Below are 25,660 nucleotides of genomic sequence, written 5' to 3' on the forward strand. Positions count from 1 at the left end.
TATGAAATCAAAAAAAATAAGAAAAATAATGGCACTTATAATGACTGGAATTTTAATATCATCTTTAGGTGTCACTAAAATTACTTTTGCAAATAATAAGACTATTACTAAAACTCGTGTTTCAGTGCATGATCCTTCAATAATTAAAAATGGAAATAATTATTATGTATTTGGTTCGCATATAGATGCAGCTAAATCTACAGATTTGCAAAATTGGACTCAATTTACTAATGGATATACAACACCAGGTAATGTTATTTTTGATGATTTATCAGAAAATTTAGCAGGTTCATTTGCTTGGGCTGGTGAAAATGATTCAGATAGTAAAGGTGGTTTTGCTGTTTGGGCACCTACTGTGATATGGAATGATAATTATGTAAACGATGACGGAAGTAAGGGTGCATATATGATGTATTATTGTACATCTTCAACTTATAAGCGTTCAGCTATAGGATACGCAGTTTCAAAGAATATTGAAGGGCCTTATACTTATGTAGATACTATTATATATTCAGGTTTTACATCTGTAGATGCATATGACTCTAATAGTACTAAAAATACTAATTATGTAAATACACATATTGATGAATTAATTGATGAGGGAATAATAGATGAGGTAAATGATGCTTGGTTTGATTCTAAAGGAGCATATAATACAAGTTATGCTCCTAATGCAATAGACCCAGAATTATTCTATGATACAGAAGGACAATTATGGATGACGTATGGTTCTTGGTCTGGTGGAGTATATATTTTAAAAATTGATGATAAAACAGGACAACCTATATATCCAGGTGTAGATTCTGATAAAGATACTCTTAATTTTACAGATAGATATTTTGGAAAGAGAATATCAGGAGGTTATACTAAATCAGGAGAAGGAGCAGATGTAGTTTATGATAATGAAACAGGATATTATTATATGACTGTAACTTATGGTGGATTAACTTCAGATGGAGGATATAATATGAGGTTGTTTAGGTCAGAAAATCCAGATGGACCATATTTAGATGCAGCTGGGCGTAATGCAGCCTTAAGAGGAAATGTTGATAATGCTAATTATGGTATAAAGCTAATATCTAATTATAAATTTGCTTGTCAAGAAAAGGCGCTTAAGGCAGCTGGACATAATTCAGTTCTTCTAGAAGAAGACGGAGATAGGTATTTAATTCACCATCAAAGATTTGATGATGGAACTGAATACCATGAAGTTAGAGTTCATCAAATGTTTATTAATGAAGAAGGATGGCCGGTTGTAGCTCCTTATGAAAATAGTGGAGATGTAATTTCAGAAAATGGATATGAAAAAGATGAAGTAGTTGGAAATTATCAATTTATAAATCATGGAACAGCAAATACTTCAGCAGTAGCTGAAACAATAAATATAAGATTAAATGAAGATTATACAGTTAGTGGAGAGATAGATGGTACTTGGAGTATGAAAGAAGATACTTATTATATGACAATAACAACTAATAATGTAACGTATAGTGGTGTATTCTTTAAACAACAAGATGAGTCTGATGAAGAAAATAAAGTAATGACATTTACTGCCACAGGAAATAATAATGAATCAGTTTGGGGAAGCAAATTAGATTTAGATAATGATGGAGCCGTAGATTATGCGAGAAAAGATTTAGAAACTAAAATTCCAAGTGTTACTAAAACAGATATAGTTTTACCTAAAATGGGTGCATATGATACAACAATTACATGGAGCTCAAGCAATGAAGAAAGTATAAATAGCGAAGGAAAGGTAAAGCGTTCTGAAGAGGATGTAACAGTTGCTTTAATGGCTACTATAACTAAAGGTGAATCAACTTTAACTAAGGAGTTTAATGTACTTGTTAAAGGTGTATTACAAGAAGTTGGGGCAGAACCAACATATAAATATGATTTTGAAAGTATAGAAGATGATTCTATTATAAATTCAGGAAGTAAAGAAACTAGTGCAAAGTTAATGGGTTCATCTATAGTTACAGATGATGATGAAAGAGGAAATGTTTTAGAAATAATTAATGAGAAAGATGCTAAAAAGGTAAATTATTTAGCTTTACCAACTGATACTTTTGAAGGAATAACTGAAGAAGGGTATACAGTTAGTATGTGGGTAAATATAGATAAAAATGATCCTAATTACTTTGAACACAGTGCATTATTTGAAGGAAGTATGACTAATGAAGATGGTACACCTAATTATCCTATCACAAGAATAAGTGCTAATCTTTATGGAAGAATAAATGCAAATGGTGCATGGTCAGATGCTACTGAAATAACTAAACCATTAGAGGGCAACAAGTGGGAATATGTAACTTATACTGTAAGTCCTAAAGGAATAGTAGTTTATGTAGATGGAAATGAGGTTGGTAGACAAGATAAAGATATAGCAGCTTGTTTTAAAGATAATTTTTTAGCCTTAATGACTGATGTAAGAGTTGGTAGTGGGAATATATGGGGTGATATGGACATATCTAATGCTAAGTTTGATAATGTTGCAGTTTATAATATTGCATTAACGGATAAACAAGTAGAAGCTCTTTATAATGAAGAAATTAAAAAAGATGAAGAGATGGAAAATCCAGAAGAACCAGTAAATCCTCAAAAACCAGATAATGATTCTAATGGAAGTGATGATTCTGGAAAGAAACCAACAGAAAATAATTCAAATACATCAAAATTACCACAAACAGGTGCTATGGATGCATTATTTACATTGGTTTTAGGAGGTACAAGTGTTGCTATTGGTGGAATTAATTTAAAAAAGAAAAAAAATAATATATAAATGGTCCTAAATATAAAATACCATCTGTTAAAAATAACAGATGGTATTTTATATTTAAATGTGTTAAGAAATAATTTTATTAAATAGGCTTATATCTTTATTAAATACAATTAAAAAAATACGAGAAACCATATAACTATGCAATGATACACCTAAAAGAACCATAAATAAAAATATAATTGGATAATAGAAAGTTACGAATGCTACAGAGGCTCCAAAGATGGTAATAAGCAAGCTGTATGGAAGATTTTTTAATGCTATAACAAAACAATATTTAATAATATTTAATGTAGAAGATTTTGTTTTTGTTAGTATTGGAAATATATATGGAGTTACTAATAAAAAAATAAGTAAAGAAAAAAATATAAATGGCAATGCAAAGTATGACAATGATAAGCCACATTTTAGCCAAAAAATTAAGTTGAATCCTAAGACTATAGATATTATCAATATAAATAGCCATATTATTGTTGATTTTTTAAAGTTTTCCTTAAATGCTTTGAAAAAAGTTTTTATTAAAGATTCTTCTTCCCTATTAAGAATTTTTAAATTTATAGAATATAAGGCTGTAGTTGCTGCGCCTATAGTTACTATTGGAAGACTACAAAATATCCATAGAATATTTAAAATAAATAAGTCAGCAATTCTATTCATAAACCTAGAAAATCCACTATCTGTATTGAACATATTTCCCATAAAACTCCTCCTAATTTCCATATATATCTAATTTTATAATACATTATGTAAAGGATTTAATCAATGTATTATAGAAGATAAAATAAAATTAATAGTTTGTTTTATAAGTAGAGTAATATTAACTTCTATATATAATGTATAGTTATTACTTTTAGAAGAATAATAGTATTATTACTAAATTTAACTAAGGAGGATATTATGAAGCATAAGAGAGTATTAGTATTAACGTTATTATTTTTATTAGTATGTAGCTTTAATGTTTTTGCTAGTAAAAGACCAGAGGCTAATTTGATTTTTATGGGAGAGGTAGAAGACGTCCAAAGAAATGAAGATGATAATACTTTAAATATAAAAGTTGAAGGATATATTAAGGGAATTACAATAAATAGTCAAGAGTTAATAGCAGTTGTAGATAGTGAAACATTAATATTTCCAAATGAATGCCCAAAAGAGGGGGAAGAAATAGATATTAAAAAGGTTGATCCTAAAAGTTTTAAGGTAGAAAAAGGTGATGTTATATTCCTTGTTTTAAGTGAAGCTATGACAAAATCAAATCCACCTCAAGCATCAGCTAAGGCAATTCAAGTAACACATAAAAAATAAATTGTAGGCTATTGCATTCCTAAAGAATGTAGTAGTCTTTTTATATAAGTGCAAGTTAAAAGTAAAGTAATTTTAAATAGCGTTATTTTATTAATCAAGATTTTACTTACAAAAAGAGAATTTGATAATTATAATAAAAGTTAATATTACAATATTGAAAGATAAATGTAATAAAGATAAATATGAAGATAAAATAATATGTTTTATAATAAATTCATAACATAAAACAAGGAGCTGATTATTAATGAAAAAGTTAATAGAAGTTATAAAAGTTGTTGGATTAGTTGTTTTAGCAGGTTATGATGAAGAGAGTTTTCACTTAGTATAGAGTATATATTTAAAAGCTTTGTTAAATAAGATTAACAAGGCTTTTTGTTATATTTATGAAAATAATGTAAAGTATAATATAATGAGATGAAAAGAGGGAATAAAATGAGTAAGATTATTATAATTGAAGATGAAATAACTATAAGAGAAGAATTGAAAATATTTTTATCTAGATATGGATATGAAGTAGAAACACCAGAAGAATTTGAAAATATTATAGAATATGTAAGGGATAGTAATGCTAATTTAATATTGTTAGATATTAATTTACCTATATTTGATGGATACTATATATGTAGAGAAATTAGAAAATTTTCAGATGTTCCAATAATAATAGTAACAAGTAGAGATAGCGATATTGATGAGCTTATGAGTATGAATTTAGGAGCAGATGATTTTGTAACCAAACCTTATAATACTCAAATTTTACTTGCAAGAATTGAATCAATTTTAAAGAGAGTAAATAAAAATTCTGGGTTTCAAGATATATTAGAATATAATAATATGAAAGTTAATTTATCAAATGGTACAGTTTCTTATAACAATAAAGCTATTGAAATAACAAAAAATGAATTAAAAATACTTTCGTATTTAATAAAAAATAAGGGAAAAATAGTATCTAGAGAAAGCCTTATGAATTATCTTTGGGATTGTGAGATGTTTATAGATGACAATACTTTATCAGTAAATGTTACTAGAATAAGAAAAAAACTTGATGAGATTGGATTAAGTAATCTAATAGAAACAAGAAGAGGATTGGGATATATAATAGCATGAGTATATTAACATATATAAAAGAAAGAATACCCTTTTTAATAATGAATTTAATTTTATTTTTTGTAGTTATAGTATTAATGAAAATAGCAAATGTTTCTTTTGAAATTATAATAATTTTATTTTTAATTTGGTTTGGGCCATTGCTTATATATATGATATTTGAATTAATTAAATTTAAAAGATATTTTGATAATTTAATTAGTGTTGTAGATAATTTGGATAGAAAATATTTATTGCCTGAAGTAGTAGAGGAACCGTACTTTCAAGAGGGGAAGATATTAAATTATATATTAAGAGTTACAAATAAAGATATGCATGAAAATGTTAAATTTTATAAAGATGAGCAGATAGAGTATAGAGAGTATATAGAAACTTGGGTTCATGAAATAAAAACACCTATAGCATCAGCAAAGCTTATTCTAGAAAATGATAATAGTATTTTAGGTGAAAGAATAAACTATGAAATGAAAAGAGTAGAGGGATATATTGAACAAGTTTTATATTATGCTAGAAGTAGTGAGGTAAGCAAAGATTATATAATAAAGGAATTTTCATTAAGAGCGGTAGTTATGAGAGTTATAAAGTCTAACTCAAGAGATTTTATAAATAAAAAAATAAAATTAAATATTAAAGCGTTGAATGGAAAAATTTTTAGTGATGAAAAGTGGATTGAATTTATAATAAACCAAATTATAGTTAATGCAGTGAAATTCTCTAATTCAAAGAATGGTGAAATTACTGTTTATTCTAATATTAATACAAATAATATAGTTTTAATTATAGAGGACAATGGTGTTGGAATAAATGAAAGGGATATAGATAGAATTTTTGAAAAGGGATTTACAGGAGAAAATGGGCGTAGGTTTGGAAAATCAACTGGAATAGGACTTTATTTATGCAAAAAACTTAGCGATAAGTTAGGTATTGGAATAGAAGTAGAATCAAAAATTTCTATGGGAACTAGAGTTAATATAATTTTTCCAATAGGTCAGTTAAATAAAATCTATTAAAAATAAATCTAGGAAATGAAGTATAAATGATATATAGATAGTAATCAAAGTAGAAAGATATATTTTTAGTGTTAAAAATGAATTGAATTAGAGTTTATATAAAGAATGACGTTTTTTAATAATAAAAAGCGTCATTTTATATTTCATAATTACAAAATTGTAAGATTACTGAAATGAAATTCAATATGTCATTATATATAAATGATATAAAATTAATAATGAAGAAATTAGTTGTTATAAAGGCTAAATTATATAAAATGAAATTTTTAATTATTAAAAATGTTGGAGGAGAGTTCGTATGAAAAATATATTAAAAGTCAATAAAATAGAGAAATACTACGGAAATAAAGATAACATTACAAAAGCTATTGATAATATTAGCTTTAGAGTAGATAAAGGTGAATTTGTTGGAATAATGGGACCATCGGGAAGTGGAAAAACAACTTTGCTTAATTGCATTTCAACTATAGATTCAGTAACTACTGGAAATATAATAATTAATGATAAAGATATTACAAAGATGAAGTCAAAGCAATTAGAGAATTTTAGAAAAGATGAACTTGGATTTATATTTCAAGATTTTAATCTTTTAGATACATTAACAGCTTATGAAAATATAGCATTAGCATTAACAATTCAAGGAGAGAAAGCAAATAAAATTGATAATAAGATAAAAGAAGTTGCAAATAATTTGGGAATAGAAGAAGTGTTAAGAAAATATCCATATCAAATGTCAGGAGGACAAAAGCAAAGGGTTGCTTCAGCAAGAGCAATAGTTACTAATCCATCATTAATATTAGCGGATGAGCCTACAGGAGCATTAGACTCTAAATCATCAAGATTATTATTAGATTCTTTTGAGAAGTTAAATAAAAATTTAGAAGCAACAATTTTAATGGTTACTCATGATGCGTTTACAGCAAGTTATGCTCATAGAATTTTATTTATTAAAGATGGTAAAGTTTTTAATGAACTTGTAAGAGGTAATGATTCAAGAAGAGAGTTCTTTAATAGGATAATAGAAGTTGTAACATTACTTGGAGGGGATGTAGAAAATGTATTCTAAAATTGCAATAAATAATGTAAAGAAGAGTTTTAAGGATTATACAATTTATTTCTTAACTATAGCTTTTGCAGTTTGTATATTTTATAGTTTTAACTCAATAGATGCTCAAAAAGCAGTGCTGGAAATGAGTAAGAATCAAGCTGAGTATATAGAAGTAGTAAAAATATTAATTTCATATGTTTCAGTATTTGTATCATTTATTTTAGGGGGACTTATACTTTATGCAAATAATTTTCTAATAAAAAAAAGAAAAAAAGAGCTTGGAATTTATATGACATTAGGTATGGGAAAAGGAAGAATATCTAAAATACTTTTAAGGGAAACTCTAATAGTTGGAATTTTATCTTTAGCTGCTGGTTTAATACTAGGACTTTTTGTATCACAAGGATTATCTTTATTTACAGCTAAACTTTTTGAGGTAAATATGGCAGAGTTTAAATTTATAATTTCCACGTCCGCTATTTTCAAAACAATACTATATTTTGTAATTATATTTGGAGTTCTAATGATTTTTAACACAAGAATTATTTCAAAATATAAGCTTATAGATATGTTGATGGCAGGAAGAAAAAATGAAGAAATTAAAATAAAAAATCCAGTAGTTTCATCATTTATATTTTTAATATCTGTAATAATATTATTAACAGCATATTATGTTGTAATGAAAAGTGGATTAGATGTAAGAAAGTTGGGGTTTAAGACTTCAATAATATTAGGTATTATAGGAACAGTAGGTTTCTTTTATGGGATTTCAGGATTTTTATTAGCCTTAGTTCAAAAAAATAAAAATATATACCTTAAAAAATTAAATATATTTGTAACAAGACAAATAAGTAGTAAGATTAATACAAACTTTATATCAATGGCAGTAATTTCACTTATGTTATTTATAACTATAGTAACTCTTTCAACAGGATTTAGTTTTAAAAATGCATTAGAAGATGGAATTATAGCACCTTATGATGCAACAGTAAAATTATTTACTGAAGAAGGTGATAGATATACTAGTGTTGAAGATGTATTTAAAGATTTAAATTATGATTTTAAAGATAATGATGTTATATTCTTTAATGGATATACATTGAATGGCCCTGATATTAATTCTATATTAAAAAATTATGCTGTAGGTAGTTTTAAAAAAGAATTAAATAATGGAAAACAGAGATGGGAATGGATTGATGTAATCAAAGTTTCAGATTTTAATAAAATAAGACAATTAAATGGGAAAAGTACATTTAAGCTTAATAGTAATCAGGTCTTACTTCTTTCAAACTCTAAGTCGGCAAAAGATTCAGTAAAAAAAATGATTAAGCTTCATGGAACTATGGACTTAAATGGAACAGAATATAGAGTTGCTAATACAGAGTATTTAGATGATGCAGTTCATAATTCGTCAATGCCAGATAATATTTTAACGCTTATAGTACCAGATGATTTTAGTGAAAATATAGAGTTAAGTTCTGCTTATATGAATGTTAATTATAAAAATCCTAATGATTCATCAAATGAAGAATATATGCAAAATGCATTTAAAGAAAGACGTGATTCAGAAAATAAAGAAATAAGTGATTTACCAATGATATCATATACAAAGCAGGAGGTATTTAATGAAAATAGCGGAATGGCTACAATGATACTTTATATTGGTTTATATTTAGGAATTGTATTTTTAATTTCAAGTGCGGCTGTTTTAGCGCTTCAACAATTATCAGAAGCTAGTGATAGTTCAGATAGATATAAAGCTTTAAAGAAAATTGGTGCAACAGAAAAAATGATAAATAAAACTATATTAAAACAAACAACAATTTATTTTATAATGCCACTAGGGCTTGCGATAGTAAGTTCTATAGTTGGAATATCTGTAGTTAGTAAATTCTTAGAAGCATTTGGGAAAACTGATATAGTACCAACAGCATTATTAACATTGGGAATAATTATTATAGTGTATGGTGGATATTTCTATACAACTTATCTTGGATATAAGGGTATAATAAGAAATTCAAAATAATTTTTGAAATATGTAACATAAATGAAGTAATTAACGTAATATATATTAAGATTTATCTTATCTTTTGTGTAAAAAATAATAGTGTATCCTTTAAATAAAGTTACTAAAAATTTTTAATTAAATAACTAGAATTTTAAGTGAAGATAATTGTAATATAAGGCTTATCTTAAGAATTGTAATAAGGAATTTTAATAGGAAATCTCATAGAAATTTTATAATTATCTATGAGATTTTTTCTTTATATGCTAGGTGAAATATTATTTTTTATTAATTTAACAAAGGTATCAGGAGTTACAATTTTTACTTTAGAATTTTTGTTTAATTTATTTACAACGTAATTTACGTTATCCATTGTATTACTCCATACATGTACATATACAAAGGTATATGAATTTGGATCTTTAATATTTGTGTAGCCTAATTCAACTCTATTATTAATATTGGCAATCAGTTCATTTTGATCTTCTAATCCACTCCAAAGTAAATCACGACAAGAAATAATAGGTTTATTATTAGACCAAATTATTTTACCTTCATAAGCATTGTTTTTATCATAATTTAGGTAAAGAAGCCCATCTATATTAGAATTACAAGTATATTTATCCCATAAATCTTTTTCATAAAAGGTTTCATCATCTAAAATTAATACAGAATGTTGATCTACCTTTTCCATATAATCATTAAGTCTTTTGGTATAATTAATTAGTTTATCGGGAGGGAATTTACTAGGATACATATATCCGTTTCCAGATGGAGAAACTACATAATTATCATTGTATTCTTTAAATTTTGAAACTTGGTAATATTTATTGAAAACGGTAGGAGATAAATAATATAATGATGGACTTAAAGACCATCCTAGATTAAACTTGCCTCTATTGGGAGAACCGAACCAGTTTTTCGTGTTAAAGTTACTTCCTAATAACCATTGTTGATTGTCTCCATCTGACATGATGAATGTAACATAATGAACTCCATCTTCTTCAGTAATTTCATTAGGTATGTTTTGAGTTATAGGAGTTGAAGGAAAAGAGCTTAATATAGAAAGATTATAAGACCAATCGGCAGCAATCATATCTAGTCCAAAGTTAGAGGAAAGCGAAACATTAGTATGTTCATCTGGCCCCCAACCTAATATTCTACCATTATCGATCATAGATCCGAATATAGATTCTCTTAGAGAAGTTTCATTTATATCATCTTCATAAAAGATTAAAGACTTTGAAAGAATAGCATAATCTCTTAAAGACATATATTTATCACTGGGTAATTGTATAACGGTAGAATGATTTAGTCCAGAATTCCAAAGAGTTTTAAAGGCCCAAGATTTATCAGTATCCCTACAATCTTTAATTAAATTTGTTATACCATGACTATTTAAAGTATCTTCTATGGATTCATCAATAGCAATAGAATCATTTAATGATGATAAAGTGCAAGCATTATTTATTGATGGTTCTTTTACAGTACTATATAAAGTATAACCATTTATATAAGATTTGAACTTATCGATGAGAGCCCAAGGGTCTTTAATTATTTTATATTTTACACTATAATTTTTATTTAAATCTTTAAGCCAGATTTCATAATCAGGCTCACTAGGACTTAGTATATAAATTTGTTTTTCAGATTTAGATGATATTAATCCTTGAAGGGTAACTATCATTGTTTGTTCTGCTTTTGTCATATTAATATCAGAAATAACATAAAGAAATTTAGGAATTACATTATTTTTTATATAAAAGTCAGTGTTTTCTTTGTAAGGGGTAGAAGTACATTTTAATGAATTATTACTTTTATTCTCTAAGCTTAAAGGAGTAATTAAATTTTCTTTAGAAGATATAGAATTAATTTTAAAACAATTGTTATAAAATTCATTTAAAAAATTATATCTTTTTCCAACATAGAAATCTACAGAGTCTTTTTGGCTAATACCTGCAAGTAAAAGTTGACGAGCAATGATATCATGTAGGTTTACATGATTACCATTTTTGATAATATCATACATTATCATGAAAGTTGTAGTTCTTCCTATGCCAGCTTTACAATGAAAGTGAAACCAAGTGTTTTCAGGGTTTTTCTTAACAAGATCAATAAAATAATTAACCATATCTTCATTAGGTAAACCGCCATCAGTTACTGGAATTCTAACATAGGATATATTATTTGACTTTGTTAACGTGGATTCATCTTTTACTTTTTTGGGGGTTATTGTTTTGCTTTTATTGTGTAAAGTTAAAGGAGTATTTAATTTGATAGAAGTTAAATCTAAATTTTCCTTTTCTATAACTTCGTTTAAATTAAGCCCAAAGTTTGCATTGTTATTTGAGTTTGCAAAGCTAATAGCAATATCATTTATAAAACCATGAGATTCTTGACGTAGATCAATATCTATTATGGGTAAATTAGTATCAATGTTTTCTAACATTAAAGGAATGTTAGGGGGAGTAAATTGACCACTTCCAGATATGTTTAAATCATTTAATCCTTTTGTATTTAACGATCCAAGTTCTGAAGCTTTTGATATATCTGTTGTTTTACGAAAGTTTTGTGGGAGTGTATCTGATCTATCTGAATCTTGTGTAATATACACATCAGATAAAGCATTAATTGGATAAGAAATTAATGTGAATAAACATAAAATCGTTAAAAGTGAAGTTAAATATATTTTTATATTTTTTTTCATTTGTATTTACCTCTTATAATAATTTATTATTTATATAATAAGTAATTATAAGGTAATTTATTCATAAGATACGATACAAAGATGAATGTTAAATTATGGAGCAAAATTATAAGATTATAGATATTATAAAAGTAAGAGTATATGAGTAGGGAAGATATTATGGCAAAAAAGAAAAAATGTAAAAATAAGAATAAAAAGAGCAATACATATGATAATAGCAATAGTAATTTTAGTAATGATTATGAAATGTCTGAATTTGATATTAAGAGTCTGAAGTTATTGCAATTACAGATATTGGTTATATTTACAAATATATATGCTAACTTTATTTTATATATAGCTAGTATACAGGGGATTGAAGTTATTTATAGTAAATACAATGATAATGATGATAATGAATATAAAATATCACCAGATAAAACTGCTTTAGAAGGATTGTATATTTTTTTTACAACTCAATTAATATTGGCTAGTATAGCAATTACTAAATATAACATGTTATATGAAAGAAAACAGAAAGGTGAAATTAGTTATTCACTTGAACCAAATGTGAATATTGTTATAGCTAATATAATAAACATAATATCAAATGTTTATCTTGTAACAGGAGCGGAAGGGATTTATGCCAGAGAAAATAATCAACCGATTGTTGGAGTTTAAAATGAATTAGCTAAGAATAAAATAAGTAAATACTTATTTTACTCTTAGCTTTTAAATGGCTAACTTAACCAAAATTTAATTAAGTTATTTTATACCTAATTTATCTTTAGCATTATCTATTAGGTTTTTTAAATCTAATCTAGCATTATGAGCACCTAATGTAAGGGTTCTTAAACCTTTTACGACTTCATCTTTTGATAAAGTTGCATAATCCTTAGCCTTTTCAGTAAAGGAACCAGTATAATCATCTACGGCAATAATAGCTTTATCAGTAGCAGTAATTACTTCTTGATTATATTTATCAACCTCATCATTGCCTTTAGCGACATTATTTTCTAAATCATTCTTGAAAGCTTCTAAATTAGTTTTTAATTTAGTATAATCATCGTTATATGTAGTTATGAATTCATCATATGTACCATCGTAATTAAAATTATCTACAAATATATCATATGTAGTATCGATATCGTTATTTCCAAAATAATGATTAAATCTTTCTGTTAAGTAATCATAGTATTCTTGATTTGTAGGTGAATTTTTAGTATTAGTAGAGTTGTTAGAACTATTAGTACTATTACAGGAAACTAATCCAAATAGTAATAAAGATAATAATAGTAATGACAATGTTTTAAATTTTTTATTCATTTGAAACATCTCCTTAAAATTTACTTTGTATCTATAGTTTGCTTAAGATAGATATTTGTATTCATTTAATTTTAAGAAGAAATGAAATAAACTTAGAATTATAGTGAGAATGAAAAATCGAATAGTACTTTTCTGGGAAGCGGTGAAATTTTCGCTTTGAATTTACATCATTGATTCCGTAAAATTATTAACTTCTACAGCTTAATTTCAATGCTTCCCTAAAAATTAATATTTCACTTTTCTCTTCAATATTTTTTCTTAGTTCTCTACCTTATAGTTAACGACTCTTGCTGCAAATCTATATGATTAGTTGTTAACTTTAGGATGACTTAGATTTAAATTATAGAGTTAAGCTTTAGTTCGCAGTTTAGTTATAGAGTTCGTAAATTAATAAGTTTAACGTGAGAAGAAATAAAGTCATCTTTAGCAGGTTCTTTATTCATTAAATCAGTAGAAATGTATTTTTTATTATCATCAGCAAAAATAGTAACTACACCAGAAAGTGAATTGTTTAAATTTAAGGCTTTAATAGCGCCTATAAAATTAGCTCCTGATGAAATTCCAACACCAAGTCCTAATTCTTTAGATAGCATTTGAGCCATAAGTATAGCATCACCATCATCAACACTTATAATTTCATCTAATTGATTTAAATCAACTATTGGGGGGATGAATTCATCAGAAATTCCTTGAATACGATGATAACCAGTATGAGTACCAGTTGAAAGTGTTGGAGAGGATTCAGGTTCAATTGGATAGGTTTTTAAATGGTGATTTTTTTCCTTTAGAAATTTAGATATTCCCATTATTGTCCCACCAGTACCTACACCAGAAACAAAAATTGAGGGTGTTAAGTGATGTCTTTTTAAAGTTGAATATATTTCAGGTCCGGTAGAATAATAGTGAGAATAAATATTGTCTGAGTTTGAAAACTGCTGAGGCAAAAATATGTTAGGACAATTGGCTTTGCATTGTTCAGTTAAGGATATACATTTTAAAAATCCACCATCACTTTTTGAAACTAAATGTAATTTAGCATTATAGCTTTCGAGCAATTTAATTCTTTCTGAGCTCATCCAATCTGGCATATATATATGAACATTATGTCCTAAATAACTGCCAATTGCTGCAAAAGATATACCGGTATTACCACTAGTAGCTTCTAAAATTAAGTCATCCTCGTTAATTTTTTTATTTATATAGGCATGCTTTAACATATATATAGCAATTCTATCCTTAATGCTACCAGTTAAATTATAATACTCAAGTTTAGCATAAATTTTCATTTTTTTTTCTTTATATTTAAATGAAATTTCAACTAAAGGAGTATTACCTATAAGTTTTTCTAAATTATTTATTCTACTAAATATGTCTTTCATAAAAACTCCTAAAAAAAATGCTTCAATAGTAATATATGAAATAACTTTTTGATTTAGTAAAAGTTATTTGATATATAATTAAAAAGAACTATGTATTAGAGTTTTCTTTCACGAATTTAGAAATCATCATAGTGCAAACTGTGTTACCAGATGAGTTTAATAATGTGGCTGGTGCGTCTATTATAGTAGCTATAACAAGCATTATAGCTAAGCTTTCAGGAGGAAAACCAAAGATGCTTAAAATAAGCATTTCTCCAATTGCACCACCACCAGGAACGGCACCAACTACGGCACCGATAAGTAAGCCAACACCAAGAATCATAAGTAATGTTCCAAGATCATTAGTATTTCTTCCGAAGATTCCAAATAAGAACATTATTTTAAAAATACCTCCAATTATAGATCCATCTTTATGAATATTAACACCAAGAGGCATAACTATATTTGCTAGGGTATTAGATACTCCCATTTTTTTAGCAGCTTCTATATTAACAGGAATACAAGCAGCACTAGAGCAAGTTGCTAAGGCTGTAACTGCAGGTGGAGTAGCATTCTTCCAAAATATTTTTACACCTTGTTTTTTACCTGAAACATAAGCATAAATAGTAAAGAATCCAAAGAAGTAAATAATAGAAACAATAATATATAGAATGAATACCTTTATATACCCGCTAAGAATTTGACTACCTAGATGAGCTACTACTGTTGCAAAGTAGCAACCAAGACCTAATGGGGCAATATACATGATTAATCCCATCATTTTCATAGTTACAACAGAGCCACTTTGTAAGAATGTTGCAAATGGCTTTCCATTTTCTTTAGAAAGCATAGTTGCAAATCCAAGAAGAATAGAAAATAAAATTAAAGCTAACATGTTGCTTCGAGATAAAAGTTCAGAAAAATCATTAACAGTAACACTTGAAACTATTTTTTCAATTACTTCAATATTTTCTTGATCTATAGAGCTTATAGAGTTAAGAAGAGTATTAAATGTAGATGAATCTAAATTATTAGTAGGATTAAATAGCTTAAAACTAATAACTCCTATAACTCCTGAAATAATAGCGGTAATAGCAAAAACTATAATAGTTGTCACTAAAATTTTACCAAGTTTTTTTGAACTTTCCATATTAGCTATAGAAGAAGAAATGCTAAAGAAAACTATAGGAACTAATAGTGTGAAAATTAAGTTTAAAAATAAATTTCCTATTGGTTCAAATATTATAGCTTTTTCGCCTAGGGTGATACCTAAAAAGCCACCTATTAGTATAGATACAAGTAATATTAGCGAAGAAGAATAATTTTTTAAAAATTTCAATTATATCTCACCTTTCTTTTGTAAAATAGTATTTTTACAATACTTTATCTTTTGTATTTATAAGTTGATATCGCTATCAACACTTAATAGTATTATTTAATATATGTAATGTCAATAAACTTGCATATTTATATGAATAGTAATAGGTGAATAGGCCACTTGCATCTTTAAAAATGCCACTTAGATGTAAAGTGTGGAAAGGGTATTTACTATAGGATATTATATAAAATATAGAAATTATATTAATAAGTACTTATTATTTATAGATAAAAATCAAGGGGGAAATATGAAGGTATTAATACAAGAAATAGACAATGAAATAGAAGAATATGTAAAATTGCATGTGCATGAATGTAATGATTCTATAAATACTCTTATTAGTTATATTAAAAACGATAATTATAAAAGTATTAAGTTATCATGTCATAAAAATGGGAAGATATATAAAATTAAGAGTGAGGATATTTACTTTATAGAAACAAGGAAAAATAATCTATTAATTCATATGGAAAATGATATTTATGAGTATAAAAGTAAACTTTATGAGTTAGAAAAGATATTACCAGAGAAATTTATAAGGATTTCTAAATCAACTATATTAAATTTAGAAAAGGTATTAGTTTATAATCCCTTAATGAATGGATTAATGGAGGCTAAATTAATTAATAATGAAACAACTTATATATCTAGAAAATATTTAAAAGAAGTTAGAATTAGAATTTTAGGGGGAATATGATTATGAGAGAAAATATATTAAAAGGAATATATATTGGATTTACGTTGTTAATAAGTTCTATATTAACATTAAGACTTACAAACGATGTTGAAGGTTTAGTAGAAGCATTTAATTATTTTATACCAGTGCTAATAGGGTATATGTTAATAGGCGTTGTTATTCAATGGATAAGAAGTTTGCCTCATAAATCAAGTGAGGGGAGTATGGGGGCAGGTATATATTATTGGATATTTCTTATTGTTTTAGCTGTATCAGTTATAGGAAATTTTATTCCTGATTATATTCGTTATATAGTTTTAGTAAATATAGTTGTAATAATAGTCTTGTGGATTTGGGATTATATTTCATTAAGTAAAGTTGCAAAAGAGTTAAATAGTGGTCGATCTTATAAGGATAATACACTACTAGTTGATTTAAAAGAAAAGCCAAAAACGAAAGAAGAGTTCTTTAAATTATTAGAAGAATATTGTATAAGTAATAGAGTTTCATTAGAGTATGTAGAAAAGGATTTACCAGCTATTACACGAATTAATGGCGTGTTAAATAAAGTAGAAATAGGTTATTACCTTGATATAAGTGGAGCTACTATTTATACCTTAAAAATAACAGAGTTATAACAGGTTATTAATATATAGGTATATAGGAGGTATTTATTATGATTAAAAATTTTCTTAAAAATATGATTAAAATTAATATAGATATACCATATGAAGAAAATCTTGTGTATCCTACTAAAAGTATTACTAAAAATGCAATAGTTCAATATTGTGATAGTGAGAACCTAAAATATGAATTTATGGATGATGATGAGGAAGGTAATATTATAGTGAAAATTAATGGGAAATGTTATGAGGTTATACGTCCTTTTGTTGGTAGAGGAGGATATGCAATTATTTGTAGACCTAATTAATAATAAAATAATCAGATATCACATTATATGTTTTGATATAATGTGATATTTTTTTTGCTTGCTGATATCGTTTAAATTGTTGAAAAAATGACAGAATAAATCAATAAACATTCAAAAAAGAAAGGGTTACAATTAAAAATATCAGAATCTTGATTTAGATATTAAAATGATAAATTCTTAATAAAAATAAGTTTAATAGACATAATACTTAATTTTTTTAAGCAAACTATATAAAAATAATAATAAAAAATTGAAATTATATATAAATTCGTATATAATATTAATAAAATAAATACTTGGAATAAATTAGAAATGACTTTTTAAAAAAAGTAATTTCATTTATAATTTTGAGGAAAATACTAGACTAGTGAAAAAGGAGCGTTATATATGAAGGAAAATTGGGGGCTGTATAATAGCAGTTTTGAACATGACGCATGCGGAATTGGGGCTGTAGTAAATATAAAAGGAAAGAAATCTAATAAAATTATTAGTGATGCTTTAGATATTTTAGAAAATTTAAAGCATAGGGGTGGTACTGGAGCAGATGAAAATACTGGTGATGGTGCTGGTATATTAATTCAGATACCTCATAATTTCTTTAAGAGAGTATGTAATGATAAAAATATAAATTTGCCGGAAAATGGTGAATATGCAGTAGGTGTATTATTTCTTCCTAATGAAGAAAAGGAAAGGGAAATAGCATTAAATATTATGAATAAGGTTTTAGTGGAGAAACATTATGAAACCTTATTATTAAGAGATGTTCCTATAGACTATAGTGGCCTTGGAAAAGCAGCTTTAGAATCTATGCCAAATATTAAACAAATTATATTAAACAATCCAGATAAAATAAAAGACTCTAAAGATTTTGAAAAAAGCCTATATATATTAAGAAGAAATATAGAAAAGGCCTTTAACTCAGAAAAAGAATTAAATGATTGTAGTGCTTATATAGCATCCCTTTCATCAAAGACAATGGTTTATAAAGGAATGTTATTATCAACACAAGTAAGAGAATTTTATAGTGATTTATTAGACAAGGATGTTGAATCAGCTATAGCATTAGTTCACTCAAGATACTCAACAAATACATTCCCAAGCTGGGAGAGAGCGCATCCTAATAGAATGATGGTTCATAATGGAGAAATAAACACTTTAAGAGGAAATGTTAATAAAATTTACTCAAGAGAGGGGTCTATTACTTCAGAGATATTTGGAGATAAGCTTTCTGAAGTATTACCTATAATAAACAAGGAAGGTTCAGATTCTGCAACTTTCGATAATGTACTAGAATTTTTATATATTGGTGGAAGGGATTTAGCTAGATCAATATTAATGCTAATACCTGAGCCATGGGAAAAATCTAAAAATATAGATGAAGACAAAAGAGCTTTCTATAAGTATAATTCAACATTAATGGAACCTTGGGATGGACCAGCATCTATAGTATTTACTGATGGAGATATAGTAGGAGCAGTTTTAGATAGAAATGGATTAAGACCATCAAGATATTATATAACAGATGATGGATATCTATATCTTTCATCAGAAACTGGTGCGGTATACATAGATGAAGAAAGAGTGGTTAGAAAAGATAGATTAGAACCAGGAAAGATTTTATTAGTGGATACTGTTAAAGGTGAACTTATTGAAGATTCAGAGGTTAAGAAGAAATATAGTTTAGAAAAACCATATAAAGAATGGTTAGATGAAAGATTAACGCCACTTAAAGGTATAAATATAGATAATTATGAAGAAAAATTTATGAATAAGGAAGAAAGAACAACTTATCAAAAGATTTTTGGCTATGGATATGAGGATTTAAAAACTAATATATATGAAATGGCTCAAAATATGCATGAGCCAATGGCAGCTATGGGAATTGATACTCCTCTTGCGGTATTGTCATTAAAGGAACAACCATTATTTAATTATTTTAAGCAGTTATTTGCTCAAGTAACTAATCCTCCAATAGATGCAATAAGAGAAGAAATTGTAACATCAACTAATGTTTATTTAGGATCTAAAGGAAATATATTAGATGATTGCCCAGAAAGCTGTAGGCAGATAGAAATAGTTAATCCAATTATCAATGATATAGATTTAGAAAAAATAAAATCATTAGATGGTCAAGGATATAATATTAAAACATTAGATATTACTTTTGATAAAACTAAGGTAAATAGTTTAGAAATATCATTAAAATACTTGTGTAGGGAAGCACTTCAACTTATTAAAGAAGGCGCTAATGTAATTATATTAAGTGATAGACTTGTAGATGAAGCAAATGTACCAATTCCTTCATTATTAGCTGTTGCAGCAATGAATAATTATTTAATTAAAAAAGGTGTTAGAAGCTTAGCAGATATTATTATAGAAACTGCAGAAGCAAGGGAAGTTCATCACTTTGCAACACTTTTAGGCTACGGAGCTACAGCGGTTAATCCATATTTAGCATATCAATGTATTCATGAATTAATTGAAGATGGAATGGTTACACTTCCATATACTAAGGCTACTGATAATTATGATAAGGCTGTTGTTAAGGGAATAACTAAAATTTTATCTAAAATGGGTATTTCGGCTATTAGATCATATCAAGGGGCTCAAATATTTGAAGCTTTAGGTATAGATAAAGCTGTAATAGATAAATACTTTACAAATACGACTAGTAGAATTGGTGGACTAACTTTAAGCGATATAGAAAAAGAAGCAGTATCAAAACATGAGAAAGCTTATAATAAGAGATATAAACAACTTAATTTAAATTTAGATAACTTTGGAAGAGATAAGTTAAGAAGTGAAGGTGAAAAGCACTTATATAATCCAGTAACTATTTATATGTTACAACAAGCAACAAAATCTGGAGATTATAATAAGTTTAAGGAATATTCTACTTTAATAAGTAAAGAAGAAGAAGGATTAACATTAAGAGGATTATTAGATTTTAAATTTGAAGAAAATCCTATTCCATTAGAGGAAGTAGAATCAGTAGCATCAATTGTTAAGAGATTTAAGACTGGAGCAATGTCTTATGGTTCTATTTCTAAGGAAGCTCATGAGGCACTTGCTATAGCAATGAACAGATTAGGTGGAAAATCTAATACTGGGGAAGGTGGAGAAGACAGAGAAAGATGGGTTCCACTTGCTAATGGTGATTCAAAGAGATCTAAAATTAAGCAAATAGCATCAGGTAGATTTGGTGTTACATCTGAATATTTAGTTAATGCCGATGAATTACAGATAAAAATGGCTCAAGGAGCAAAACCAGGAGAAGGTGGACAACTTCCAGCACATAAGGTATATCCTTGGATTGCCAAAACAAGAAAATCAACTACAGCAGTTGGTCTTATTTCACCACCACCTCATCATGATATTTATTCAATAGAAGACTTAGCTCAGCTTATATATGATTTAAAGAATTCTAATATATATGCAGATATTTCAGTAAAGCTAGTTGCAGAAGCTGGTGTTGGAACAGTTGCAGCAGGTGTTGCTAAGGCTGGGGCTGATGTAATATTAGTATCAGGTTATGATGGAGGAACAGGGGCATCACCTAAGACGTCTATACAACATGCAGGTCTTCCATGGGAATTAGGTTTAGCCGAAGCTCATCAAACACTTGTTATGAATAATTTAAGGGATAGAGTTAGAGTTGAAACAGACGGTAAGCTTATGACAGGAAGGGATGTAGCAATAGCAGCATTACTTGGAGCAGAGGAATTTGGATTTGCAACTGCACCACTTGTAGCTTTAGGTTGTGTAATGATGAGAGTGTGCAACTTAGATACATGTCCAGTTGGAGTTGCAACTCAAAATGAAGAACTTAGAAAGAGATTTACTGGTAAGCCAGAGTATGTAGTGAATTTTATGGAGTTTATTGCAGAAGAGTTGAGAGAATATATGGCTAAACTAGGATTTAGAACTATTGATGAAATGGTTGGTAGGGTAGATAAGTTAAAGAAAAAAGAAAAGCTTAATAATTGGAAAGCAGAAAGAGTTGATTTATCGTTAGTATTAGATAAATCACAAGTTAATTCTGAAAATGGTGTTAAGTTCAATATAGAAAATAAGTATGATCATAAACTTAATTTAGTTAAAGATTCAACACTTCTTTTAGAACTTGCAAAACCTGCATTAGATAATAGAGATAAGGTTAAAATAGAGATTGATATTTTAAATACAGATAGAACATTTGGGACTATATTAGGTTCAGAAATAACTAGAAGATATAATGAAGAAGGATTAGAAGAAGATACAATTTGGATTAAGTGTACAGGAGCAGCAGGTCAAAGTTTTGGAGCATTTATACCAAAGGGATTAACTTTAGAAGTTGAAGGCGATGGTAATGACTATGTTGGTAAGGGATTATCAGGAGGAAAAATAGTTGTATATCCACCTAAAAATAGTAAGATAGTTGCTGAAGAAAATATAATTGTTGGTAATGTTGCTTTATATGGTGCTACATCTGGTAAAGCATTCTTTAATGGAGTTGTTGGAGAAAGATTCTGTGTAAGGAATTCAGGGGCAACAGCTGTAATAGAAGGTTGTGGAGCGCATGGCTGCGAGTATATGACTGGTGGAAAAGCTGTTATATTAGGAGAAACAGGAGTAAACTTTGCAGCTGGTATGAGTGGCGGAATTGCTTATGTTTTAGATGAAAATGAAAAGTTTGTCTCTAGAGTTAATAAGGAAATGGTTCTTATTGAAGTACCAAACTCTGAAGATGTTAATTTCTTAAAAGATATAATTACAGAACATTATAAGATTACAAGCTCACAAAAGGCTAAGGCTATTTTAGATAATTTTGATTTATATATAAGCAAAATTAAAAAGGTAATTCCAAAAGATTATAAAGAAGTTTTAGAGCTTGTTAAAATAAACGAGAAAAAAGGATTTACTAGAGATGAAGCTTTAGTTAATGCTTTCTATGAAAAAACAGGGAAGAGAGTGTAAGGAGGTAGTATCATGGGAAAAGCAACAGGTTTTATGGAATTCGATAGAAAAAATTGTGCTAGAGAGGATGCACTAAATAGAATAAATCATTGGAATGAATTTGATACACCACTTACTGAAGAAGCAAGAAAAGAACAAGGTGCTAGATGTATGGATTGTGGAGTTCCATTTTGTCAATCAGGAATAATGTTAAATAATATGGCAACAGGATGTCCACTTCACAATCTTATTCCAGAGTGGAATAACTTTGTATATTTAGGAAAATGGGAATTAGGATTAGAAAGACTTTTAAAAACTAGTAATTTCCCAGAGTTTACATCAAGAGTATGCCCAGCATTATGTGAAAATGCTTGTACTTGTGGTTTACATGGTGATGCTGTTACAGTTAAAGCTAATGAAAAATATTTAATAGAAAAGGGGTTTAGCGAAGGTATAATTAAAGCAAATCCACCAGAAATAAGAACTAATAAAAAGGTTGCTGTAATAGGATCAGGACCATCAGGGCTTGCTGCAGCTGATTTCCTAAATAAGTTAGGTCATAGTGTTACTGTATATGAAAGAGAAGATTATGTTGGTGGACTTATGATGTATGGTATACCAAATATGAAGCTTGAAAAAACTGTTATAGAGAGAAGAGTTAATATTCTTAAAGAAGAGGGAATAACCTTTAAAACTTGTGTCAATATAGGTGTAGATGTAAAGTATAATGAGTTAGATAAAGAGTATGATGCAATAGTAGTAACTATTGGTGCATCTAAGCCGAGAAACTTAAATGCTCCTGGAAGAGAGCTTAATGGAATTCACTTTGCAGTAAAATATTTAACTAATAATACTAAAAGAATAGTGGGTTCTCAATTTAATAAAGGAACTGATATTTTAGCAACTGATAAAGATGTAATAGTTATTGGTGGCGGAGATACAGGAACAGATTGTGTTGGAACTGCACTTAGACAAGGTTGTAAGTCAGTAAATCAATTTGAAATAATGGGTCAACTTTTAAAAACTAGAGGTGAAAATAATCCTTGGCCTGAATACGCAAAGGTATTAAAGGTTGATTATGGACAAGAAGAATATATTGAAAAGTTTGGTCATGACCCAAGGAGATATTTAACAAGTGTTAAAGAGTTTTATGGTGATGAAAATGGAAATGTTAAATCACTTAAAACTATTGATGTAGAATGGATTAAAAGCGAAGATGGAAGAATGAATCTTAAAGAAATTCAAGGCTCAGAAAAAATTTGGAATGCTGATTTAGTTTTAATTGCTATGGGATTCACTGGAGTTGAAGATTATATAGCTGAAGATTTAGGAGTTGAGTTAAATAACAGAGGAAACATCAATGCAAATGATTTAGACTATAGAACTTCTAAAGAAAAGATATTTGTTGCAGGAGATGCAAGAAGAGGGCCTTCTCTAGTTGTATGGGGAATTGCAGAAGGTAGAAATGTTGCACTATCTGTAGATAAATATTTAATGGAATAGTAAATAATATAGAGGTTATCTCTAATGATTAATATATCATTAGAGATAGCCTTTTTTATAAATTAAAAAGAATAATAGAATATGAAGTTTAATTAAAGTTTTTGTAAGCATATTAAATAAATTTTTTTACATATCCTAAATTTAAATAAAAAGAATGAAACTATTTATTTAAATCAATTATCTAATTAAGGTAAATTGATTAGGAGGTAATAACTTGGATCAGTTAGTACTAGTACAAAAAGCAAAAGATGGCTGTAAAGAAGGTTTTAGCAAACTTATAAAATCACGTGGTGAAAAGATATATAAAATTGCTATATGTTATGTAAAAAATGAGGATATAGCATTAGATGTAGTTTCAGAAGCTACCTTTAAGGCTTATATAAATATAAATAAATTAAAAGATATTAAGTATTTTGATACATGGTTAATAAGAATAGTTATAAATGAATCTATAAGTGCACTTAGAAAATCAAAAAGAATAATACATTTAGAAGAGTATAAGAAAGAAATAAGCACTGAGTTAAAAGATAAATTAGAGGATAAAATTGACTTATACAATGCCTTAGATAAATTGAAAAAGGATTATAAGGAGATATTGGTATTAAAATATTTTGGAGACTTAACCTTTATTGAAATAGCTGAATTTATGCGGAAATCGGAAAATACTATAAAAACAAAGCATTATAGAGCTTTAGATAAGGTAAGAAAGATATTAGAGGGAGAGTGATTATAATATGAATCTTAAAGACTATGACAATATTAAGATACCTACAGAATTAAATGATTATATAGATAAAGGTATTGAAAAAGGAGTTAAGTATAAGCAAAAGTCACATAAAAGAAATTTTATTAAAGTGGCATCTTTATTTTTAATAGGAAGTACAGTTCTAGTATCTGCATCTAATATACCTGTAGTTGCAAAAGAATTAATTAAAATTCCTGTACTAGGAAATGTAGTTAAGATATTATCCATAAATGATTCTTCAATATTTGGAGGATTAATAACTGATGGGAATACTGTAGTAATAGATTCATTAGAAGATAATTCAGTAAATATCTACTTTACTAAAGATGATGCTTTAGTTGAAGGTGTGCCACATTATGAAATAGAGTATAGGGAATATCCTTATACAATAGTTTTTACTTTTGATGGAGTAAGAGGAATTTATGATACTAATATACAAGAAAAAGTTGAGAATCTACCTTGGATAAAAGATGTATATAATATTATGACTTTAGATGACTCAAGACGTAAGGTTGCAATAGAGTTAAATGAAAATATTGATTTTAAAATAACAGAATATGAAGAACCAGGTATGATTCAGATAAGTTACGATGGATTAAAGCAAATAGAAAATAAAAGTAGCTATTTTGTAAGGACTAATGAATTTAATTATGGAGAAGAGCTAGCACAAATTGAAGAAAGTTTATCTGAGTATGAAGGTAGTGAGGTTCAAAAAGTTAATGATGGAACTTATATAATTCAGTATGGACCTTTTTATACAAAGGAAGAGGCTGAAGCTAAGCTTAAAAAGTTAAATGAAGATACTGAATTAAATATAGATTTTTATTTAGAATCTAGGAATCTAGGTGAAGGACCAAAGATAAAATAATAAGTT

General features: G+C 27.4%; 19 protein-coding genes. 14 read left to right on the forward strand and 5 right to left on the reverse strand.

Annotation, left to right across the window (positions count from 1 at the left end; all coding sequences use genetic code 11):
- Position 1: 1 nt before the first annotated feature.
- Positions 2-2,782 (forward strand): glycoside hydrolase family 43 C-terminal domain-containing protein, encoded by a 2,781-nt coding sequence (locus I4V51_RS01080; protein WP_195986477.1) that lies wholly within the window; start codon positions 2-4, stop codon positions 2,780-2,782.
- A 63-nt stretch (positions 2,783-2,845) separates the two neighbouring features.
- Here the strand turns inward: I4V51_RS01080 and I4V51_RS01085 are convergent, their stop codons facing one another.
- Positions 2,846-3,478, reverse strand: coding sequence for a DUF624 domain-containing protein (locus I4V51_RS01085; protein ID WP_195986478.1), 633 nt, complete (start codon positions 3,476-3,478; stop codon positions 2,846-2,848).
- Between the two features lie 198 nt (positions 3,479-3,676).
- Here I4V51_RS01085 and I4V51_RS01090 point away from each other — a divergent pair, with 198 nt between their 5' ends.
- The 5 genes from I4V51_RS01090 (at position 3,677) to I4V51_RS01110 (ending at position 9,269) form a co-directional block, all read left to right on the forward strand.
- A complete protein-coding gene (locus I4V51_RS01090) occupies positions 3,677-4,081 on the forward strand; it encodes a hypothetical protein (RefSeq protein WP_195986479.1) in 405 nt (134 codons plus the stop codon).
- Between the two features lie 432 nt (positions 4,082-4,513).
- Entirely contained in the window at positions 4,514-5,185 is a 672-nt protein-coding gene (locus tag I4V51_RS01095) for a response regulator transcription factor (RefSeq protein WP_195986480.1), read from the forward strand.
- On the forward strand, positions 5,182-6,195 hold the full coding sequence (locus I4V51_RS01100) for a sensor histidine kinase (protein WP_195986481.1): 1,014 nt from the start codon (positions 5,182-5,184) through the stop codon (positions 6,193-6,195). The genes I4V51_RS01095 and I4V51_RS01100 overlap by 4 nt, the downstream gene beginning before the upstream one ends.
- A gap of 298 nt (positions 6,196-6,493) precedes the next feature.
- Positions 6,494-7,261, forward strand: coding sequence for an ABC transporter ATP-binding protein (locus tag I4V51_RS01105; RefSeq protein WP_195986482.1), 768 nt, complete (start codon positions 6,494-6,496; stop codon positions 7,259-7,261).
- Positions 7,251-9,269, forward strand: coding sequence for an FtsX-like permease family protein (locus I4V51_RS01110; RefSeq protein ID WP_195986483.1), 2,019 nt, complete (start codon positions 7,251-7,253; stop codon positions 9,267-9,269). The genes I4V51_RS01105 and I4V51_RS01110 overlap by 11 nt, the downstream gene beginning before the upstream one ends.
- A gap of 238 nt (positions 9,270-9,507) precedes the next feature.
- Here the strand turns inward: I4V51_RS01110 and I4V51_RS01115 are convergent, their stop codons facing one another.
- The gene (locus I4V51_RS01115; protein WP_195986484.1) at positions 9,508-11,955 is read right to left on the reverse strand and encodes a GxGYxYP domain-containing protein; all 2,448 of its coding nucleotides are present in this window, start codon (positions 11,953-11,955) and stop codon (positions 9,508-9,510) included.
- Between the two features lie 159 nt (positions 11,956-12,114).
- On the opposite strand from I4V51_RS01115, the gene I4V51_RS01120 reads away from it, so the two are divergent.
- On the forward strand, positions 12,115-12,615 hold the full coding sequence (locus I4V51_RS01120) for a hypothetical protein (protein WP_195986485.1): 501 nt from the start codon (positions 12,115-12,117) through the stop codon (positions 12,613-12,615).
- 84 nt (positions 12,616-12,699) lie between these two features.
- On the opposite strand, the gene I4V51_RS01125 is transcribed toward I4V51_RS01120, so the two are convergent.
- From I4V51_RS01125 to I4V51_RS01135, 3 genes are all read right to left on the reverse strand, one after another.
- On the reverse strand, positions 12,700-13,260 hold the full coding sequence (locus tag I4V51_RS01125) for a hypothetical protein (RefSeq protein WP_195986486.1): 561 nt from the start codon (positions 13,258-13,260) through the stop codon (positions 12,700-12,702).
- Between the two features lie 371 nt (positions 13,261-13,631).
- Complete coding sequence (locus I4V51_RS01130; RefSeq protein ID WP_195986487.1) at positions 13,632-14,639, reverse strand: PLP-dependent cysteine synthase family protein; 1,008 nt, start codon at positions 14,637-14,639, stop codon at positions 13,632-13,634.
- A gap of 88 nt (positions 14,640-14,727) precedes the next feature.
- Positions 14,728-15,957, reverse strand: coding sequence for a dicarboxylate/amino acid:cation symporter (locus I4V51_RS01135; protein ID WP_195986488.1), 1,230 nt, complete (start codon positions 15,955-15,957; stop codon positions 14,728-14,730).
- Between the two features lie 286 nt (positions 15,958-16,243).
- On the opposite strand from I4V51_RS01135, the gene I4V51_RS01140 reads away from it, so the two are divergent.
- The 7 genes from I4V51_RS01140 to I4V51_RS01170 all read left to right on the forward strand — a co-directional run bounded on the left by I4V51_RS01140 (position 16,244) and on the right by I4V51_RS01170 (position 25,654).
- The gene (locus I4V51_RS01140; RefSeq protein WP_195986489.1) at positions 16,244-16,693 is read left to right on the forward strand and encodes a LytTR family DNA-binding domain-containing protein; all 450 of its coding nucleotides are present in this window, start codon (positions 16,244-16,246) and stop codon (positions 16,691-16,693) included.
- A 2-nt stretch (positions 16,694-16,695) separates the two neighbouring features.
- Positions 16,696-17,310, forward strand: a complete 615-nt coding sequence (locus I4V51_RS01145; protein WP_195986490.1) for a DUF4318 domain-containing protein — start codon at positions 16,696-16,698, stop codon at positions 17,308-17,310.
- A gap of 38 nt (positions 17,311-17,348) precedes the next feature.
- Positions 17,349-17,603, forward strand: a complete 255-nt coding sequence (locus I4V51_RS01150) for a hypothetical protein (protein ID WP_195986491.1) — start codon at positions 17,349-17,351, stop codon at positions 17,601-17,603.
- 387 nt (positions 17,604-17,990) lie between these two features.
- Positions 17,991-22,559 (forward strand): glutamate synthase large subunit, encoded by a 4,569-nt coding sequence (gene gltB / locus I4V51_RS01155; RefSeq protein WP_195986492.1) that lies wholly within the window; start codon positions 17,991-17,993, stop codon positions 22,557-22,559.
- 12 nt (positions 22,560-22,571) lie between these two features.
- Positions 22,572-24,041 carry a glutamate synthase subunit beta gene (locus I4V51_RS01160; protein WP_195986493.1) on the forward strand — a complete coding sequence of 490 codons (1,470 nt, stop codon included), beginning with the start codon at positions 22,572-22,574 and terminating at the stop codon, positions 24,039-24,041.
- Positions 24,042-24,255: 214 nt separating this feature from the next.
- Positions 24,256-24,768 (forward strand): sigma-70 family RNA polymerase sigma factor, encoded by a 513-nt coding sequence (locus I4V51_RS01165; RefSeq protein WP_195986494.1) that lies wholly within the window; start codon positions 24,256-24,258, stop codon positions 24,766-24,768.
- A gap of 7 nt (positions 24,769-24,775) precedes the next feature.
- Entirely contained in the window at positions 24,776-25,654 is an 879-nt protein-coding gene (locus I4V51_RS01170) for a hypothetical protein (protein ID WP_195986495.1), read from the forward strand.
- Positions 25,655-25,660: the final 6 nt, after the last annotated feature.

The sequence above is a fragment of the Clostridium sp. D53t1_180928_C8 genome (assembly GCF_015667795.1).
GTDB lineage: Bacteria > Bacillota > Clostridia > Clostridiales > Clostridiaceae > Clostridium.

Excerpts from the sequence above, each read along its gene's own strand:
- I4V51_RS01080 (WP_195986477.1), top strand. The coding sequence starts at position 2 with ATGAAATCAAAAAAAATAAGAAAAATAATGGCACTTATAATGACTGGA.
- I4V51_RS01125 (WP_195986486.1), bottom strand. The coding sequence starts at position 13,260 with ATGAATAAAAAATTTAAAACATTGTCATTACTATTATTATCTTTATTA.
- I4V51_RS01145 (WP_195986490.1), top strand. The coding sequence starts at position 16,696 with ATGAGAGAAAATATATTAAAAGGAATATATATTGGATTTACGTTGTTA.
- I4V51_RS01100 (WP_195986481.1), top strand. The coding sequence starts at position 5,182 with ATGAGTATATTAACATATATAAAAGAAAGAATACCCTTTTTAATAATG.
- I4V51_RS01115 (WP_195986484.1), bottom strand. The coding sequence starts at position 11,955 with ATGAAAAAAAATATAAAAATATATTTAACTTCACTTTTAACGATTTTA.
- I4V51_RS01160 (WP_195986493.1), top strand. The coding sequence starts at position 22,572 with ATGGGAAAAGCAACAGGTTTTATGGAATTCGATAGAAAAAATTGTGCT.
- I4V51_RS01140 (WP_195986489.1), top strand. The coding sequence starts at position 16,244 with ATGAAGGTATTAATACAAGAAATAGACAATGAAATAGAAGAATATGTA.
- I4V51_RS01095 (WP_195986480.1), top strand. The coding sequence starts at position 4,514 with ATGAGTAAGATTATTATAATTGAAGATGAAATAACTATAAGAGAAGAA.
- I4V51_RS01090 (WP_195986479.1), top strand. The coding sequence starts at position 3,677 with ATGAAGCATAAGAGAGTATTAGTATTAACGTTATTATTTTTATTAGTA.
- I4V51_RS01130 (WP_195986487.1), bottom strand. The coding sequence starts at position 14,639 with ATGAAAGACATATTTAGTAGAATAAATAATTTAGAAAAACTTATAGGT.
- I4V51_RS01105 (WP_195986482.1), top strand. The coding sequence starts at position 6,494 with ATGAAAAATATATTAAAAGTCAATAAAATAGAGAAATACTACGGAAAT.
- gltB (WP_195986492.1), top strand. The coding sequence starts at position 17,991 with ATGAAGGAAAATTGGGGGCTGTATAATAGCAGTTTTGAACATGACGCA.
- I4V51_RS01120 (WP_195986485.1), top strand. The coding sequence starts at position 12,115 with ATGGCAAAAAAGAAAAAATGTAAAAATAAGAATAAAAAGAGCAATACA.
- I4V51_RS01085 (WP_195986478.1), bottom strand. The coding sequence starts at position 3,478 with ATGGGAAATATGTTCAATACAGATAGTGGATTTTCTAGGTTTATGAAT.
- I4V51_RS01150 (WP_195986491.1), top strand. The coding sequence starts at position 17,349 with ATGATTAAAAATTTTCTTAAAAATATGATTAAAATTAATATAGATATA.
- I4V51_RS01110 (WP_195986483.1), top strand. The coding sequence starts at position 7,251 with ATGTATTCTAAAATTGCAATAAATAATGTAAAGAAGAGTTTTAAGGAT.
- I4V51_RS01170 (WP_195986495.1), top strand. The coding sequence starts at position 24,776 with ATGAATCTTAAAGACTATGACAATATTAAGATACCTACAGAATTAAAT.